The following is a 17,306-nucleotide window of genomic DNA, read 5'->3' as shown; positions in this document are numbered from 1 at the left end:
CCCCCCCGCCGTGGCGGGTGTTGGTTGGCGCTGGCGGCGCGGCGTCCCCGCGGCGCCCCCCCCCCCGGGGGGGGGGCCCCCCCCCCCCCCCACCCCCACCCCCCCCCCCCCCCCCCCCCCGTCTCTTACACAAAGGCTGATACTTATGCGTCGTTACTTGCACAAGGCTTACGACGTCAGGTGACAACATCGATCATGCGCCACATATTCCCGTACCCTGCTGCGTTTTCCCTCAGGCGTGGAATCGCTCAGCGTGAGGGAGATGACGGACGGATGGTCGTCACCCCCGTCCTGTACGCCCTGGATGTGGAAATTGTCTGGTCGGAAAACATTCGATGCCCCTGCAGATCGATCCCATTGCAGTAGGTGTTCACCTACTACTCGGCCTACATCGGGCAGAACATGCCGCAGACCGGTCACCTCGATCGGAAGTGGTCGAGAAAATCCCGTGGGAGCACGAATTGCTGGGACATTCCCGATTCCTGGCCCAGATGGGTCTCGGTGGTGTGCCCCGCGAGGAGACCCTGCGCTCGATGGAACTGCTGACCCCGGAAGTGTTTCCCAAGGTCCGTGAAGCCGTGCGGTAGGCACCTGTTGCCCTGCAGGGCTGCAACATTGACGCCAAGACGGCACAGAAGTGCAGTCCCTCAGTAGTTGTTGGAGTCACATCGTGCCAGATTCGTACCCTGCCGGAATGAGCCGGAGGCTCTTCACCCTGTGGCAGCAGAACTCGATGGATGGAAGCAATCGAGCTCTGCGGAAACAGGCGATCACGGGTTGAGAGGCTGGTTTCCGCGTGGAATCAGGGCACTCGTGGGGATGCCGAGGCCGACGACCCGTTGATCGGCGCTTCGGCGGAACCAAAGAGACGACCTCGAACACGGCTCACGGACGAGAAAGTAGACGCCATGCAAACAGCCCGCGCCAACGGCATCAGTGTGACAGCACTCGCTCGACAGTTCGGAGTGCATCGGGGCACTGCGTGGGTGAAGACGCGGTGACGACCTGAGCGAGGATGAAGGATCTGAACCAGAGTCCAACCACGTCGGGGCCCCGGAGATGTTCGGTCAGGTGAGCAGGCCACCTACTGCGAGAGGAGCTTCTTGCCCCGTTCTAGCAGACTCTTGGCTTCGATAGAAGCGTCGCTGATGCGCGCAACCTCCGCTTCGTCAACCGTCTGAGCGGTGATCTCATGACGCAGGGCGTCGATCTCGGGCTCCAGTGACCGCATGGCTTCACTGGCGACGTCAGTGACCACGTTCGACACGGCTGCACGCACCTTCTCCCGGTGATCGCGCTGGAGAGCGCGATCACGTTCGGCTTGTACCTTCTCCTCGATCATTGCGGCGAGTTCCAGCACGACAGGGAGGGTGGCGTCAGCGATGCCAGCAGCCAAGGCGAGCTTCGACATCGACTGTTTCTTCGTCGCGTCAAGGAGATCTGCGGACTTCTTCGGACTCTTGACCGCCCGGTCAGACTCCAGCACGCGGTCGACCCCTTGAAGCGCACCGGCAACCTTCTTGCTGAGCGCCTCGATCTTCGGAATAAAACTAGACTTCTTCTCTGGGTCGAGACTTTCAGGCTGCGTGAATCGAAGATACACAGACTCGAAGCGAGCCCATCCTTGTCCTTCGCGCTGCTGCTCCAGGCCTTGAATCGCTTCCTGTCGGATGCGAGCTAGGCCCGCCTGTTGCCTCTGCCACCACTCGTCAAGCACCGGGTCGACGGCATTCTGAATCGAGTCCGCATCAACCTCTGGTCTGCTCGCAGCGCGCTGAATAGCGTCCTCGACCGCACCGGCGAGCGAGGCCTCCGCTGCCGAGGTCAGGCTGTCGATCTGGTTGAGGAAACTATCCCGGCGTTGGCGGGATACATCTATAACCTCACCGGATACGCGCAGGTCATCGAATGTGGTCTGGACGTCACCGATACGGCTGGACACAGCTTGCCTCCAGAACCGCAGCTCGGCCGAGTGCCGGTATGTGGTCAGGTCCTGGGCCGCGAGATCATCCAGCGCAGCAGTTAGTTCAGCCATCCCGTCCCACTCTCGGGAAAGCTCCCACAGACTGGGCGTAGGGTCTGGCTCGTAAGCTCCAAGCCCGGCGAAGTCTGGGACCAAGACGAAGATCCGAGCCGGATCGACGAGCTTCAGCGACTGCTTCAACTCCTCACGCTTCCGTGCAGACCACGCCTCGAACCCCTCCGGGTCTAGCGTCGGATCAACACCGCCCTCGTCGGCGCGTGAGATGAGGAACCACACATCGCCCTTCGCCCAGCCGCGTGAGAGCACGTCCACAAGCTCAGGGTGCTCGCCCGTCGAAAGTTGCGGATTCAACGTCACGAGGAGGACGTCAGTCCGGCCGAGTGCGGAACGTGCGATGTCAGAGTTGCTCAGCGATCGCGCATCCTGTCCTTCCGGTGAGAGTCCCGGCGTGTCGCGAATGAGGCACCCGTAGACCTTGACTGCGTCCTCAGCGAAGGTTTCGTGGCGAGCACTGACGGTCAACCACTCGGGAAGAGGCTGACCAGCGTCCACGAGCAGTCGCCGCAGGATAGAACTCTTGCCCGTATCAAAGGCTCCGAACAGGGTCAGGACTGGCTGCTTCTCCGCAGCAAAGTCACCCCACTCGCTCGCGAGTCGAGAGACATCTGACTCCCCGGAGACCTCGCGAATCCAAGCCTGGTACTCCACCGCTAATGCCGACGTCATCGTGACATTCTTTCGCTTGAGGTTCCGGCCAACCTCTCGCCAGCCACTTGTAACTCCATGATGCCATCTCGGCGATGTTCGGCGCTGATCCTCGCCTGCCCTTGGCGCTCACGCTGCTCCACGAGTTTATGCAGGTGGTTGGTGAAGCTGGTCCCTTGCTCCCGCGTGTACTCCATTGGCCCGTCCTCGTCGTCGAGAATCTCCTGGACGACGGTGTCAGTTGTCGAGTGAATGAGTTCCGCAGCTTTCTTGCGGGCCTCTTCCCGCCTCGATTCCTTCCGCGCATCCATGGCCCAGTCCACGACGTCGAAGCCAACGGCAACCACTCCGAGGACGGCTCCGGCCTTGGCGACCTTGGCACCCAGTTTCACGGCACCCCAGGGCTTGAACTTCCCTCCAAATGCTTTGACGATCGCGTATACCGCGTCGCGGTTTCCGACCGCCTTCACGACATCACCGACGTGCTTGACTCCGATCGCTGCCGCGTGGACGCCGCCAGCCAGTGCGTCCTTGTCACTCTTGAGGGGCGTGGTGGACTCGTACTCAAACCGCTTGAGCTCCCGGTCGTACTCCGATGCGTGTCTACGCGACCATTCGTCCAGGTCTCGTCCGATCTCCTCGGACAGAACCTCCAACGCACTACCCAGGCGAGGGTCTTCCCACCAAGTCGCCAAGCGCTGCGACATCGCTTCTATCTCAGTGGAGCGAGCACCGAGAGCTTCGGCCAGGACCTCGTTGGCGTGATCCTCGATCACCCGCCTAGTGCGTCCTTCGATCGACAGCTCGATGAGCCGCAGTTCAGCGAGCGATGCCTCGATAAGCCGCTCTATCCGCGCGCCTAGAGCCATGGCTGCGGCGAGGTCTTCGATCTCCGAGGCCAGTCGGTGAGTCACAGCTACGAGGATTGAGCGAACTCGATCCAGTGCGGCCGCTGCACCGAGCCGTGCTAGTTCCTCGCACTCAAGGGAGAGGAGAGGTTCGGAAAGCGTTGCCACTCCGTCCCAGTCCCGCGCGTCACTTGGGTAGTCCTCACGAGTTACTGGTGTGCGATCGCCTACAAGACCGTTCGGGTCTGCTGCAATCGCTAAGACTTGGGCGGGATCGACGTGGATGCCCTTGGACCGCAAGATCGTGACGAGTTCCTCGGCCTTCCGCTCCCGACGTACGACGAAGTCTCGTGCGGAGATGCGCGGGTCTGCCCCCGCTTCGTCGATACGCCCGATCACGAAGATCGTGCGGCGTGCCTTGCCGACGATCTGGGCGTTTCCATGAAGCAGACTATCGATCTCGGCGGTGTCACCGATAAGTAGGTTGACGTGCAGAACCACTATCACCATCGCCGCATTTTGCGTCGCTTGGATCGCTCGCTTGTCGTGCTCGATGTGGCCGCTTTGGAAGCCTGGCACGTCGACGAGTTCGATGGGGCCGAAAGCGTACGAGCGGCTGGTTCCAGTTGCCGGTCCTGCTGCAACGTGTAAGTCGGGGGGAGTGGGTACACCAGCCTCGGCGAGCAACCGCTTGATGAGGCTCGTCTTGCCGGCACTGTAGTCGCCCATCACGACGACCGCAGGACGCTCGGTCATGAGCGCTCGCGCCGCTTCCATTTCGGCTCGCGCCTCATGGTCGAGGTGTTGAGAAGAGAGAACTGTGTCGATCCACTCCGCCACGTCCGCTGGAAGGGCGTCCGTTACTGCCTCTGCCAGGTACTTCGTGAAGGCGCTCCGGTTCTGGCTGGCAGTTCGGAGCAGAATCTCTAGATCTGCTGCGGGTCTTGCGATGGACGCGACTTCCTCGGACTCATCGACGATCCAGTCTTCGCCAAGCAGCAATGCGGACATGCTGGGCTCCGTTATCGGTCCGCTTAGCAGGCGCACCTGCTGAGTCGCCCGCCGGATGACCTCTCCGGGTGACGTCGTCGGAGGCTGTCGGTCAGCTTGGTCACGAAGCCAGTTGGCTTCCTCGGTAAGGCTCCAGCACCCGCGCCGCGTATGGATCGCTTCTTTCAGCAGTTCTTCCAGTCGTGGGATGGCGCGTGATCTGGCGGCATTGAGGATCTTGTGGAGTTGCTCCGTCTCGCACTTGTCGAAGTATGCGTGAACTGCTGAACGTGCGTCGGCAACTGCCGTTGCGCGTTCCCCGATACGCTTCTCCTCGGCGCTGGTTCTAGTGCGTCTAGCAAAGAAGTTCAGAGCCTCGCTCACGAAGCCGAAGCCCACCATGATCACGGCTGCGGCCCAGCCCGCTGGGTTCCAGAAGTTCGTGAGCGCGATGATGCCCAAGACTGCGCCCACTGACCCCGCCAGCAGCGCGCTCATCCTCTGCACGGTCGCTAGGTGTCGCCGGATGGTCCCTACGTCTCCGCGCACTTCTGCCGCGGCCCGGTCGATCTCGGCGACGTCGATCTGAGCGTTGAGCCCAGACAGCTTCAGCGAGTCCGTGACGAAGTCGCCGGCCTGACTCGCGACCATGGCAATGGTCTTCGCAATCGACGGGACGTCGTATACGCGCCGCGCAAACTCGGAGTCCGAGACACTCTCGTTGTCGTCGAAAGCATCAATGATCAGCTCTTCGGCATCACGAAGTGCCTTGACGCGGAGCGGGTAGACGTGCGACTTCAGCAGATGACGCACATGGCCTTCAAGGCTGCCCGAAACAGAAGCGCCAAACGGCTCACCCCTGACCTTTTCCAAGTGTGCAAGAAGGTCGCCTCCATCGCGCTCCTTCGGGAGAGCTCCGCGCCAGGACTCGTCGGGATAGCCAAGGACGGTCAACCAGTCGGCAACGACTCTCTCGACCGCAACCCCGCGGTCCTGTTGCTCGGCTGCTGTCCTATCAATCTCGTCTGCCCATTGCCGCAGACCCGCTTGAAGTCCTTCGCGGAGTCCAGCGAGACGTAGGTCAGCCGCACCTTCCGCAATACACGAAGCAATCAACTGCTCCAGCATCGGCAGATTAGACCAGCGGTTGAGATACTTCCGCCCGTAGCTAGAACGCTCCGCCTCGAGTTCTCTGGCGGCAGGGCCAGCGAAAGGCGTTGTTGCTCGGGCGAATAGCGCTCGCTTTGACTGGATAGCAACAATAGGTATGCCTGTGAGATCGATCGATTCAAGTTCGCTGGCAATGTTGTCGGCGTGCTGCTGGGCTGTGCGGGAGAGTTCCCTCCGCTGGGCTACTGACACCGACCTCGCCGGATGACGCCACATGGTGTTGCGCACGTTCAGAACGGCGAGCACAGGTTTCCGGTAGTCGCGAACCCAGTCCGCGACCTTATGAAACTCAGAGGCTTGCTGGCTCTGGCTGTCGAAACAGAGTAGGACAACGTCAGCGACCTCGACGGCCTTCCGCGCTGCCTCCTCCAGCTCGGCGCGGGAGCGTGTGCGGCCCCATCCGTTGATACCGGGTGTGTCGTAGAGGCGGCATCCCTGCCAATCCAGAGGCTGGACGTCGGTCGTGAAGTCACTGCGGCCATCTGAAACCAGTTTTCCGCTGAGTCCACCCAGTGCGGAGAGCAGCGTGCTCTTTCCGACACCTGTTCTGCCGAAGAAGGCAATATTGAACGTGCTCGCAACGCGGCGGCTTTCGACGAGTCCATCCTTAAGATCGGCGACTACGCCTTCCAGTACCTTGGAGAAGCCATCCTCACGCCGAAACCCGAATCGCCCACGAGAACTCAACTCATCACGCGCAGTTATGAAGCGCGCTTCCGCTTCGGCCACGACCGCGTCGAGCCTTGCCAACTCGGCAAGGCCGATCTGAATCGCCCTAGCGATTGCCTCTGGGAGGAGACCCTCTGACTCGTGCTCACCAATGCCCTCGGGGTCCGGCTCTTCGTACACACTCATCTTTCAGCCGGACATCAGGCACAAGTTGCTGGACGAACCTGCAGAGCGTTGCGGAGGCCCGTCGGCAGCCGCCAACGCTCTGCAGCACTTGGTGGGTGCGATGATCTCCGCTTCCCGGTCACCACCGAGTTGCAGGTCCGCCTTGCGCGCCTGCCGCAGCAACTCGGTAAGTCGGGACATTCTCGCCTCCTCGCTCGCGCGAAGCGGCATGTGCCATGTTCGACCGCGGAGCTCTCCATCTGGGATCCACCCAGCTGGGACCCACTAGACCCCTTCCCATCGTAGCGGCTACACCCGGCTTCCTCCCTCCGGGCACACCTGGTTTCCGGCGTCTCGGCCAGCCTCATCAGAGAGGACATGCGTCTTGCAGATCAAGGTCCGTACTAGTCCGTGCGAAAAAGCTCGCACAGGGTGGCACGCCGATGCGTGAACCAGTCGGCTACCTCAACCTCCACCGCACCGACGACCAAGGACGCGAGCTGCGCAGCGTCGAGGTCGACCCCGAACGGGCCCCGCTGATCCTGTGGGCGTTCGAGACCTACGCCGAGGGTGAGACTTCCGTGGCCGCGCTCCTGCGCGACCTGACCACACGCGGCCTGACTACGGTGCCCTCGCCGAAGCGTCCTCGAAGCCTCTCGGCAAAGCAACGTTCTACTCGCTGCTGACCAACCCGTACTACGCCGGGGTGATCCGCTACAAGGGCGCACTGCACCCGGGCGCACACGAACCGCTGATCGAGCCAGTCCTGTTCGATCAGGTGCAATCGCTGCTGAAAGCGCGCAACACGCAGGTAACCCGGCACGTGCAGCACGCCCACCACCTCAAGGGGCTGGTGCACTGCGGCAGTTGCGGATCGCGGATGCTTCTGGACCTCGCGACCAACCCGCGCGGCACGACCTACGCGTACTTCGTCTGCTCCGACCACGCGACGAAGAAGACCGCCCACCCGCCACGCGGTGCCCGTGCAGGTCGCAGAACGGCTGGTCGAGAACTCCTACGCCAGCATCACGATCAGCGAAGCCGACTACGGCATCTCGCTGCCGAGGTCGATGCGGCGTTCGACAAGCGATTTGCTGGCCTCACCGCGAACCGGGAACAGCTTAAAGCTGAGGGTGACAAGCTACTCGCTGCACACTTCGCCGATGCCATCAACCTGCCAACGCTCAAGCGGCATCAAGACCGCATCCGCACCGGGCTGGCAGAAATCGAGCAATGCCTCAGCCAGCACGACGAACAGCACACTGGTGGACGAGCATTCCTCCACGACTCGCTGCGGCTACTTACCGACGCACACTGCGCCTACACGCACCCCGACGACGGCAGCAGGAGGCTGGCCAACCAGGCGTTCTACACACGGCTGGAAATCCCCGAAGACGAGGAGCTACGCTCGCGCCTCGCAGAGCCGTTCGCGACCATCGTCCACAGGCGAACGGAGGCAAGGAAGCCAAACGGGATGCTTCGACAAGCTCAGCGCCCGGGAACAGCGATGTCGCGTATTCCCGGGCGACTCTTTGGGTGGGCCTTACTGGACTTGAACCAGTGACCTCGTCCTTATCAGGGACGCGCTCTAACCAACTGAGCTAAAGGCCCATCGATGCCCCCCGGGGGACAGCACCGGGGAGTTACTTTATCCCACGCACGCTCAACCTCTCAACTTGGGCTTTCCCTGACCCGCGATGAAGTATCGGCCGGCCGGCAGAACACCGACCGGAGCCGTCCCGCACGGCGCCCAACTGGGTATCAGCGCTTGTGAGAAACCAATCGGTCAATCCTCCGCGAGAGTGACTTCCAGACCACCGATGATCTGAGCAGCCAGATTGTAGAGGAAGCTGAACAGTGTGCACACGGCCGTGGTGAGCACCACCTCGATCACTGCCACGATGGCGGTGAATCCGAGGATGCGCCACTGGTTGATGTAATTGGTGATCTGGACGCTCGAGGAACCATCGGATGCGCCGACCAGCGCGGTGATGGCGTCCTGCATCTTGGTGAGCACACCTGAGGCATCGATGACACCCCACATCACCCACACGGCGACGAAGAAAATTATCCCGCCTGCGATGGAGAACATCAACGAGGTCTTCATCACCGACCAAGGATCCACCCTCGCGATGCGCAGCCGGGCCTTGCGGGTGGGAGGGCGGTTGCCCTTCGAGCTACGACGACCCGAGCCGGAGTCAGTTGCCGCGCCCACGGACTCAAGCGAGATGTCGGTGCCCGCCGCCCGACCCTGAAAAGTCGAGGAATCGGGCTGAGGAGCCCGCTGCGAGCCCGGTCCACCGGGCCGCTCGAAAGTACGGTCCCTGCTCCTGTTCGTGGAGCCGCCTGCTGAATCGCTGGCCATCCAGGTCCTCCTGCTGTCGTGTACCGCGCTGCCCCGCAAAGGGCCGGCTCAGCCGTCCGGGGTCCCACCCACCCTATCCCGGGGGCTGGGTGAGAGCCGGAAGGTCAGTCCTGCGCGCCGTCTGCGCCCGGATCGGGCTCATTCTCAATCTCGTCGTTCGTGCCGGCTCCGCCGTCGGAATCCACCGCGGTGTTGTCCGGAGTGTCTCCACCGCCATTTTCTTCGGTTGAACCGGACCCGGGCTCATCCGGCTGCTCCGGATTCAGCGCGATAGCGATCACCTCATCGCTGCCCCGCACTCCGACATATTTGACGCCCATCGTGTCCCGGCCGGTCGGATTGACCTCCGCCACGGCACTGCGTGTCACCTGACCCGACGACTTGATGGCAATCACTTCATCGGTGCTGCGCACCACCAACCCGCCGACCAGCTCACCCCGGTCGTCGTCCAGCCGCATGGCCTTGATGCCCAGGCCGCCACGATTCTGCACCCGGTAGTCGCTCACCGGGGTGCGCTTGGCGAAACCGCCATTGGTCACGGTGAACACGAACAGCTCGTCCTCGGCAGCGCCCTTCGGCACGATGCTCATCGACAGCAGCGCATCACCGGTGCGGAAACGCATTCCGGTGACGCCGGAGGTGGTGCGGCCCATCGGGCGCAATTGCTCGTCGTCGGCTCCGAAGCGGATGGCCTGGCCCTTGCGGGAAACCAGGAGGATGTTGTCCTCGGGATCGGCCAGATCGGCCCCGATGAGCTCATCGTCGGGCTTGCGGAAATTCACCGCGATCAGCCCCGCCTGGCGCGGTGAATCGTAGGCGTTCAGCGCTGTCTTCTTCACCAGTCCCTGCCTGGTGGCCAGCACCAGGTAGGCGGCGTCCTCATAGCTGCGCAGCGCCAGCACCTGGGTGATCGTCTCGCCGGGCAGGAAACTGAGCAGCCCCGCCACGTGGCCGCCCTTCGCATCGCGGCCTCCCTCGGGCAGCTGCCAGGTCTTGATCCGGTAGACCCGCCCCATGTTCGTGAAGAACAGGATCCAGTGGTGGTTGGTGGTGGCGAAAAGGTGCTGCACCTCATCGTCGGCTCGCAGGCTCGCTCCGCGAACCCCCTTGCCACCTCGGCGTTGCGGGCGGTACTGGTCGGTGCGGGTGCGCTTTGCATAGCCGCCGTGGGTGATGGTGACGACCATCGGGTCGTCGGGCACGAAGTCCTCTTCGCTGAAGTCGCCCTCGGCGGCGATGATCCGGGTGCGCCGTTCGTCGCCGTACTTCTCGACGATCTCGCGCAGCTCATTGGAGATGATCTGACGCTGGCGCGACTCGTTGGCGAGGATGTCCTTGAGGTCAGCGATGAGTGCCTCGAGCTCACTCAGCTTGTCGATGATCTTCTGGCGTTCCAGCGCGGCCAACCGGCGCAGCTGCATGTTGAGGATGGCGGCTGCCTGCACCTCGTCGATGCCGAGCAACTCCTGCAGACCGGCGGAGGCCGCCTCGGTGGTGGGCGAGCGCCGGATCAGGGCGATCACCTCGTCGAGCATGTCGAGGGCCTTCACCAGACCCCGGTAGATGTGGGCTTCCTTCTCGGCCTGGTTCAGCTGGTAGCGGGTGCGCCGCTCAATGACTTCGAGCTGGTGGTTGACCCAGTAGCGGATGAAGCGATCCAGCGGCAGGGTGCGCGGAACATTGTCGACCAGCGCCAGCATGTTGCAACCGAAGGTGTCCTGCAGCTGCGTGTGCTTGTACAGATTGTTCATCACCACGCGCGGCTGCGCGTCGCGGCGCAGCGTGATGACCAGTCGCTGGCCGGTGCGGGCCGAGGTGTCGTCGCGGATATCGGCGATGCCGCCGAGCCGGCCGGCATTGACCAGATCGGCGATCTTCTGCGCGAGATTGTCGGGATTGCACATGTAGGGCAGCTCGGTGACGACGAGCTGGGTGCGGCCCTTGTGGTCCTCCTCCATGTCGATCACCGCGCGCATGGTGACCGAGCCGCGCCCGGTGCGGTAGGCATCCTCGATGCCCTTGCGACCCACGATGAGCGCGCCATTGGGGAAGTCGGGGCCCTTGATACGGGCCATCGATGCTTCCAGGAGCTCTTCATTGGTCGCCAGCGGATGGGCCAGGAACCACTGGACGGCCTCGTTCACCTCGCGCAGATTGTGCGGCGGGATGTTGGTGGCCATGCCCACCGCGATACCGGTCGAGCCGTTGACCAGCAGATTCGGGAAGCGTGCGGGCAGCACCGTGGGCTCGGTGTCGCGATTGTCGTAGTTGGGCTGGAAATCGACGGTGTCCTGGTCGATGTCGCGGACCATCTCCATGGCCAGCGGCGCCATCCGGCACTCGGTGTACCGCATCGCGGCGGCGCCGTCGTTGCCCGGGGAACCGAAATTGCCCTGCCCGTTGACCAGGGGATAGCGCATCGCCCACGGCTGGGCCAGCCGCACCAGGGTGTCGTAGATCGCCGAGTCGCCGTGCGGATGGTACTTGCCCATCACATCGCCGACGACGCGCGAGCACTTGTTCCAGCCCCGGTCGGGACGGTATCCGCCGTCGAACATCGTGTAGATCACCCGGCGGTGCACGGGCTTGAGGCCGTCGCGCACATCGGGCAGCGCGCGCTCCACGATGACGCTCATCGCGTAGTCGAGGAAGGAGTTCTGGATCTCGGCCTGCAGGTCGACCGGGTCGATGCGTCCCTTGGCGGGCCCCTCGATCTTGTCGACCGTCGAGATCGTCTCGTCGTCGGCGGAACTGTTCTCGCCGAACACGTCGTCGGGGCCCTTGGGGGTGTCGCTCATCTTTTCCTCAGTTCTGTGCAATCAGGCAGTGCGTACCAACGTGGAACCGTGAAGCTCTACACGTCGATGAAGCGCACATCCTTGGCATTGCGCTGGATGAAGTGGCGCCGTTCCTCGACGTCCTCGCCCATCAGGATCGAGAACATCTGGTCGGCGCGTGCCGCGTCGTCGAGGTTCACCTGCAGCAGGATCCGGTTGTCAGGATCCATCGTGGTGGCCCACAAATCCTCGGCGTCCATCTCACCGAGGCCCTTGTAGCGCTGGATCGGATTGACAGTCGGCAGCTTCTTGCCCGACTCGAGCCCCTTGTCTCGCAGCGAGTCGCGCTCGCCATCGTTGTAGGCCAGCTCGTGCGGCGCATTGGTCCAGCGCAGCCGGAACAGCGGCGGCTGTGCGAGATAGACATAGCCGCCCTCGATGAGCGCCGGCATGAAGCGGAACAGCAGGGTGAGCAGCAGGGTACGGATGTGCGCGCCGTCCACATCGGCATCGGCCATCAGCACGATCTTGTGATAGCGCAGCTTGTTGATGTCGAATTCCTCGTGCACACCGGTGCCGAGCGCAGAGATGATCGCCTCGATCGTCTCGGACTGCAGAGCCCGGTCGATGCGGGCCTTCTCGACATTGAGGATCTTGCCGCGCAAGGGCAGGATCGCCTGGGTGCGCGGGTTACGGCCGCCCTTCGCAGAACCGCCGGCAGAATCGCCCTCGACGATGAAGACCTCGCACTCAGCCGGGTCGTTGCTGGAGCAGTCCGAGAGCTTGCCGGGCAGTCCACCCGAACCGAGCAGGCCCTTGCGGTTGCGGGCCATGTCGCGTGCCTTGCGGGCTGCGATCCGTGCTGACGCCGCCGCCTGAGCCTTGCGAATGATCTCCTTGCCAGCTGCCGGATTGCGCTCCATCCAGTCGCCGAGCCGCTCATTGACGGCCTTCTGCACGAAGCTGCGCGCCTCGGTGTTGCCGAGTTTGGTCTTGGTCTGGCCCTCGAACTGCGGGTCGACGAGCTTGGCGGAGACGATGGCCACCAGGCCCTCACGGATGTCGTCGTTGGACACCCGGTCGTCGCGCTTCTTGACCAGTCCCCAGGTTTCGCCCCAGCGATTGATGGTGGTGGTGAGCGCGGTGCGGAAACCCTCTTCGTGGGTGCCGCCCTCGCGGGTGTTGATGGTGTTGGCGAAGGTGTGCAGGCTCGTGGTGTAGCTGGTATTCCACTGCATGGCCACCTCGACGCCCATCTGCATCTCCGGGGAGTGCGCCTCCACGTCGATGACTGGTGACAGCGGCTCGCGATTGCCGTTGAGGAAGCTCACATAGTCGACCAGGCCGTGGTCGTACCGGAAGACCTCATGCAGTTGGTTGCCGTCCTCATCCACATGGTCGGCCCGCAGATCACTGATCGCGATGCGCAGACCCTTGTTGAGGAATGCCATCTCGCGGAAACTCGTGGCGAGCGTCTCGTAGCTGAACTCAGTGGTCTCGAACAGTTCGGCACTTGGGAAGAAGGTGATGGTGGTACCCGTGCGATCGGTGGCCTCGAGCTTGACGACCGGACCGGTCGGCTCACCCAGCTCGAATTCCTGCCGCCAGTGGTATCCGTCGCGGCGCACATCGGCGATGAATCGGGTGCTCAGCGCATTGACGACCGAAGAACCCACGCCATGGAGACCGCCGGACACCTTGTATCCGCCACCACCGAATTTGCCGCCGGCGTGCAGCACGGTGAGCACCAGCGTCAGGGTGGAGATGTGCTCGATGGGATGCTCGGCCACCGGAATGCCGCGGCCGTTGTCGCGCACCCGGCAGCCGCCGTCGTCGAGCAGTTCGATCTCGATGGAATCGCAGAAACCGGCCAGCGACTCGTCCACCGCATTGTCGACGATCTCGCGGACCAGATGGTGCAGTCCTCGTTCACCGGTGGAGCCGATGTACATGCCGGGGCGTTTGCGAACCGCCTCCAAGCCCTCGAGAACCTGAATTTCCGAGGCACCGTATTCGCCGTCCACAGAGACATCTGCTGACTCGGTCAGTGTGATCTCTTCACCTGTGTCTGGCTCGTCCTCGAAGCCGGCTGAATTTTTCAGCAGTTCGCTCACCTGTTGTGGCTCCTGTCACCGAAGGCCGTGAAACCATCGCGGCTCACAACGCCCAATTCTACCAGCCTGGCGTTGCGCTGGCCCGGTGAGCCACCGGTGTGCAATGCCGGGTGATGTCGTCAGCGGCGCATAATGCCGCTTCTGGGGCGCTCAGCCCCTCTGCACGTGGTCCCCCACCCACCGTGCAGGCCCGCTTGGCAGTTCATCGGCACTGAAGGAAACTTGAACATCAGCACTCAGTACCGGCCTCCATGAGGGGCTCCAGGGCCGGCGGCATGCATCACCCGTAGGTGTCGCGAGGCCCTCGGCCCGGGACGCTGCGCGGCCCGTGCTTCCAGCTCGGCGCGCCCGGCCCGCGCACATCGACGCGCACCACAGACCCCTCCCCCAGCCTGGTGTTGAGTTCGGCCACCAGCTGGGGGGCAATGGTGCGCAGCGCCGAAGCCCAGGTGCTCGATTCGGCTCGCACCACCAGCACCCGCCCGTGGTAGGACTCCGGTGCAGAATGCTGGGCATTGGCCGGGCCCACCAGTTCGGCCCACCGGGCGAGGATCAGGCGAAGCCCGAGCTCGGTGTGCCAGCCCCGGCCTCGCACCAGACGTTCCATGGCGGCACCGAGCGGCTGCGGATCGCGGGGATCGGGAGCTGCTCCGGAGCGGGTCTCCTCGTGGACCCTGGCACGCCGACGCCTCGGCGTGGGCCCGGTGCGAGCCGGTGGCAGCAGGCCCGAGAGCTGGTGGGCCACCCGGATCGCCACGTCGAAACCCTCGGGGTCGTGCACATCATCCACCGGTGCTTCCACAGTGGCATCACCGTCGCGGCGCCCGTCGTGTGATGGCTCTTCCGCAGATGCCATCGTGTCGGAGTGCTTCTCGCCGTATGAGCCTTGCGGAAGATTCCCAGAACCAACCCCGGAATTCTCCGCTGAATTGCCGGCTTGCAGGCTCGTTGACGCGCGATCCTGCGCTCTGTCGTGCTCGGACGCCTCGTCACTGCTGGTCATTGTCCACATCCTGATCCACAGCCTCTGTGGAAACCGGTGGGTCAACCGACGACAATCGTTTCCCGTCCGGCTCCTCGACCATGGTCACCGCAAACCGCCGGGTGGACAAGGATGACGGGACATCTGAGTCCACTGCGGCGGTGATGAGCGCCTGCTCGGCACCGCCCACCACCTCGGCCAGCCTGTTGCGACGCACCACGTCGAGCTCGGCGAAGACATCGTCCAGAATGAGCACGGGTTCGACGGCTTCTGAGCGGAGCAGCCGGAGACTGCCCAGCCGCAGGGCGAGTGCCAGCGACCAGCTCTCACCATGACTGGCATAGCCCTTGGCCGGCAGTCCCCCGATGATCAGGGTGATGTCGTCGCGGTGCGGGCCGACCAGGCTCACGCCACGTGCCACCTCCTCGCCGCGCCGAGCCTGCAGCCCGGCATGCAGGAGAGCCGCCAATTGAGGTGTCGATGGTGTTGCGCCGGAGTGGCTCTCCCCAGGCTGATCCCCACCGGCCTCGAGCATGTCCACCAGGCCTGGCAGGGACGACTTGTAGTGTGCCTCGGCCACATTCTTGACCGGCGCGATCGTCGCATAGCTGTCCCGGACGGGCCCCATCAGCGATGACAGGGTGTCCAGCCGGGCTTCGAGCAATTCGGCTCCGGTGGCGATGAGCTGCTCGTCCCACACGTCGAGAGTTCCGGCGGTGGCCTCGTCGAGATGCCTCCGCCGCCCGCCGAGGGACTTGAGCAGGGCATTGCGCTGGCGGATCACTCGCTCGTAGTCGGCCTTCACCCCCGCCATCCGCGGCCATCGGGTGGCCACCAGGGCGTCGATGAATCCGCGCCGGTCCGAGGGTTCGCCCTTGACAATGGCCAGATCATCGGGGCTGAACACGACCGTGCGCAGTGCTCCGGTGATGTCACGGACCCTTCGCAACGCAGATCTGTTGATCCGGGCGTGATTGGCGCGCCCGTGGTTGAGTTCCAGCTCGAGCAGCAGGCGGCGGTCGTCCTCGAGGCCCGCCACCACACCCGCGCGAACGATCGCCTGCTGCTGCCCGGCGCGCACCAGCGGCGCCTCGGTGGCGACCCGATGACTGGACAGCGTGGAGATGTACTCCACCGCCTCCACCAGATTGGTCTTGCCGTTCCCATTGGGCCCCACGAACAGGCTCACCCCGGGCCCGATGTCGAGTGAGACCGTCTGGTAGCTGCGGAAATCGTTGAGCTCGAGCCTGTCGACGTACACGATGCTGGCGGAAGGCTCAGCTGGGCAGGCGCATGAGCATGATGACGTGTCTGTAGTCGGGCTTCGGCTCGCCGTCCACCTCATCGAGACCCTGCACCAGGCAGGGTTTCCCAGGAGCCGTGAAGGCGAACTGCACGTAGGGGGTGCCCAGCGCGGACAGTGCATCGGACAAATAGTGCGGATTGAAGCCGACGGCATCGATGTCGGACTGCGGGCTGATGCGATCGACGGCGGCTTCGATCGCCTCGGACGCCTGCGCCTGGTCGCCGGTGGCGGCGTCCAGGGCGATGCGATCATCCTTGATGACCATCCTCAGCGAGGTGTTTCGCTCGGCAACAAGTGAGACACGCTTCACGGAGTCGATGATCTCGGCGGTGTTCACCCGCACCGAGAGGCTGGGCTGGATCTCCATGAGGTGACGCACCTTGGGGAACTCGCCGTCCAGCAGCCTGGTGGTGAGTTCGCGGCTTCCGCCGGCACCCTCACCAACAAATCCGATCAGGCCCTCCGCGTCGGCAGCTGAGGACAGCGCCAGCGTGACCATCTCGCCGCTGATCATCGAACGGGCGCTCTCGGCGAGTACCCGGGCGGGCACCAATGCAGACGCATCAGCCTGCGCCGAGGTGGGATTCCAGGTCATCTCACGCAATGCCATCCGGTAACGGTCGGTGGCCAACAGAGACAATCTGTCGTCCTCGATCTCCATGCGTACACCGGTGAACACCGGGAGCAGCTCATCGCGCCCCGCGGCAACGACGACCTGGCCGACCGCTGTCGCGAATTCGTCGCTGTTCACCGTGCCGGTGGCCGAGGGCATCTTCGGAAGGTCGGGGTAGTCGGCGACGGGCAGGGTCTGCAGGGTGAATCGTGCCGACCCGCACACGAGTTCGGCGTGATTGGACTCGGTGGTGATCCGCACCGGCTTGGCGGGAAGGCTCCGGGCGATGTCGGCGAGCAGCTTGCCCGAGACAAGGGCCTCGCCCGGCTCGTCCACCTGCGCGGCCACGGTGATCTTTGCACTGGTCTCGTAGTCGAAACTCGACAGCACCGCCTTGTCGTCCTCGGTGCGCACCAGAAGTCCTGCCAGGATCGGCACGCTGGGTCGGCTGGGCAGACTCCGTGCGACCCAGGCCACCGCTTCAGCCAGCACATCGCGATCGACTGTGATCTTCACTACATCCCTCGCTCACCGGTCATGGTGAGAGTCACTGAGGCCTCACCGGCGCCATCATCATATCGTTGACCCCCTTTCAAAGCTGTCTCAGCGAACGGCGCA

The 17,306-nt window shown here is 63.7% G+C and carries 12 protein-coding genes and 1 tRNA gene; 3 read left to right on the top strand and 10 right to left on the bottom strand.

Features of this window, described 5'->3' with window-relative positions; all coding sequences use genetic code 11:
- Window positions 1-431 precede the first annotated feature (431 nt).
- A complete protein-coding gene (locus ABF648_RS03065) occupies window positions 432-587 on the top strand; it encodes a hypothetical protein (protein WP_415630821.1) in 156 nt (51 codons plus the stop codon).
- A 497-nt stretch (window positions 588-1,084) separates the two neighbouring features.
- Here the strand turns inward: ABF648_RS03065 and ABF648_RS03060 are convergent, their stop codons facing one another.
- The 3 genes from ABF648_RS03060 to ABF648_RS03050 form a co-directional block, all read right to left on the bottom strand.
- A complete protein-coding gene (locus ABF648_RS03060; RefSeq protein ID WP_415630820.1) occupies window positions 1,085-2,296 on the bottom strand; it encodes a hypothetical protein in 1,212 nt (403 codons plus the stop codon).
- A 410-nt stretch (window positions 2,297-2,706) separates the two neighbouring features.
- The gene (locus tag ABF648_RS03055) at window positions 2,707-6,552 is read right to left on the bottom strand and encodes a GTPase (RefSeq protein ID WP_415630819.1); all 3,846 of its coding nucleotides are present in this window, start codon (window positions 6,550-6,552) and stop codon (window positions 2,707-2,709) included.
- Window positions 6,553-6,555: 3 nt separating this feature from the next.
- On the bottom strand, window positions 6,556-6,732 hold the full coding sequence (locus tag ABF648_RS03050; protein ID WP_415630818.1) for a hypothetical protein: 177 nt from the start codon (window positions 6,730-6,732) through the stop codon (window positions 6,556-6,558).
- A gap of 242 nt (window positions 6,733-6,974) precedes the next feature.
- Here ABF648_RS03050 and ABF648_RS03045 point away from each other — a divergent pair, with 242 nt between their 5' ends.
- Together ABF648_RS03045 and ABF648_RS03040 are read left to right on the top strand one after the other, a co-directional pair.
- Entirely contained in the window at window positions 6,975-7,217 is a 243-nt protein-coding gene (locus tag ABF648_RS03045; RefSeq protein ID WP_415630817.1) for a hypothetical protein, read from the top strand.
- A gap of 20 nt (window positions 7,218-7,237) precedes the next feature.
- Complete coding sequence (locus ABF648_RS03040) at window positions 7,238-8,095, top strand: zinc ribbon domain-containing protein (RefSeq protein WP_415630816.1); 858 nt, start codon at window positions 7,238-7,240, stop codon at window positions 8,093-8,095.
- Here the strand turns inward: ABF648_RS03040 and ABF648_RS03035 are convergent.
- The 7 genes from ABF648_RS03035 to dnaN all read right to left on the bottom strand — a co-directional run bounded on the left by ABF648_RS03035 (window position 8,069) and on the right by dnaN (window position 17,204).
- Window positions 8,069-8,142, bottom strand: a tRNA-Ile gene (locus ABF648_RS03035). The two genes, ABF648_RS03040 and ABF648_RS03035, sit on opposite strands and share 27 nt — an antisense overlap.
- Window positions 8,143-8,317: 175 nt before the next feature.
- Entirely contained in the window at window positions 8,318-8,896 is a 579-nt protein-coding gene (locus ABF648_RS03030; protein ID WP_415630815.1) for a DUF3566 domain-containing protein, read from the bottom strand.
- A 104-nt stretch (window positions 8,897-9,000) separates the two neighbouring features.
- Window positions 9,001-11,694: a DNA gyrase subunit A gene (gene gyrA / locus ABF648_RS03025; protein ID WP_415630814.1), complete on the bottom strand. Its 2,694-nt coding sequence runs from the start codon at window positions 11,692-11,694 to the stop codon at window positions 9,001-9,003.
- A 56-nt stretch (window positions 11,695-11,750) separates the two neighbouring features.
- Window positions 11,751-13,727, bottom strand: coding sequence for a DNA topoisomerase (ATP-hydrolyzing) subunit B (gene gyrB / locus ABF648_RS03020; RefSeq protein WP_415630826.1), 1,977 nt, complete (start codon window positions 13,725-13,727; stop codon window positions 11,751-11,753).
- 340 nt (window positions 13,728-14,067) lie between these two features.
- On the bottom strand, window positions 14,068-14,643 hold the full coding sequence (locus tag ABF648_RS03015) for a DUF721 domain-containing protein (RefSeq protein ID WP_415630825.1): 576 nt from the start codon (window positions 14,641-14,643) through the stop codon (window positions 14,068-14,070).
- A 133-nt stretch (window positions 14,644-14,776) separates the two neighbouring features.
- Window positions 14,777-16,030 carry a DNA replication/repair protein RecF gene (gene recF, locus ABF648_RS03010; protein ID WP_415630813.1) on the bottom strand — a complete coding sequence of 418 codons (1,254 nt, stop codon included), beginning with the start codon at window positions 16,028-16,030 and terminating at the stop codon, window positions 14,777-14,779.
- A gap of 16 nt (window positions 16,031-16,046) precedes the next feature.
- A complete protein-coding gene (dnaN, locus tag ABF648_RS03005; protein WP_415630812.1) occupies window positions 16,047-17,204 on the bottom strand; it encodes a DNA polymerase III subunit beta in 1,158 nt (385 codons plus the stop codon).
- Window positions 17,205-17,306 lie beyond the last annotated feature (102 nt).

It is taken from the genome of Propionibacterium sp., assembly GCF_047719395.1.
In the GTDB taxonomy this organism is placed as follows: Bacteria; Actinomycetota; Actinomycetes; order Propionibacteriales; family Propionibacteriaceae; genus Propionibacterium.
Note: the sequence above shows the minus strand (reverse complement) of the source record. Positions and strands in the feature narration are given on the sequence as shown.

Excerpts from the sequence above, each read along its gene's own strand:
- ABF648_RS03030 (WP_415630815.1), bottom strand. The coding sequence starts at position 8,896 with ATGGCCAGCGATTCAGCAGGCGGCTCCACGAACAGGAGCAGGGACCGT.
- ABF648_RS03045 (WP_415630817.1), top strand. The coding sequence starts at position 6,975 with ATGCGTGAACCAGTCGGCTACCTCAACCTCCACCGCACCGACGACCAA.
- ABF648_RS03015 (WP_415630825.1), bottom strand. The coding sequence starts at position 14,643 with ATGGCATCTGCGGAAGAGCCATCACACGACGGGCGCCGCGACGGTGAT.
- gyrA (WP_415630814.1), bottom strand. The coding sequence starts at position 11,694 with ATGAGCGACACCCCCAAGGGCCCCGACGACGTGTTCGGCGAGAACAGT.
- ABF648_RS03055 (WP_415630819.1), bottom strand. The coding sequence starts at position 6,552 with ATGAGTGTGTACGAAGAGCCGGACCCCGAGGGCATTGGTGAGCACGAG.
- ABF648_RS03050 (WP_415630818.1), bottom strand. The coding sequence starts at position 6,732 with ATGTCCCGACTTACCGAGTTGCTGCGGCAGGCGCGCAAGGCGGACCTG.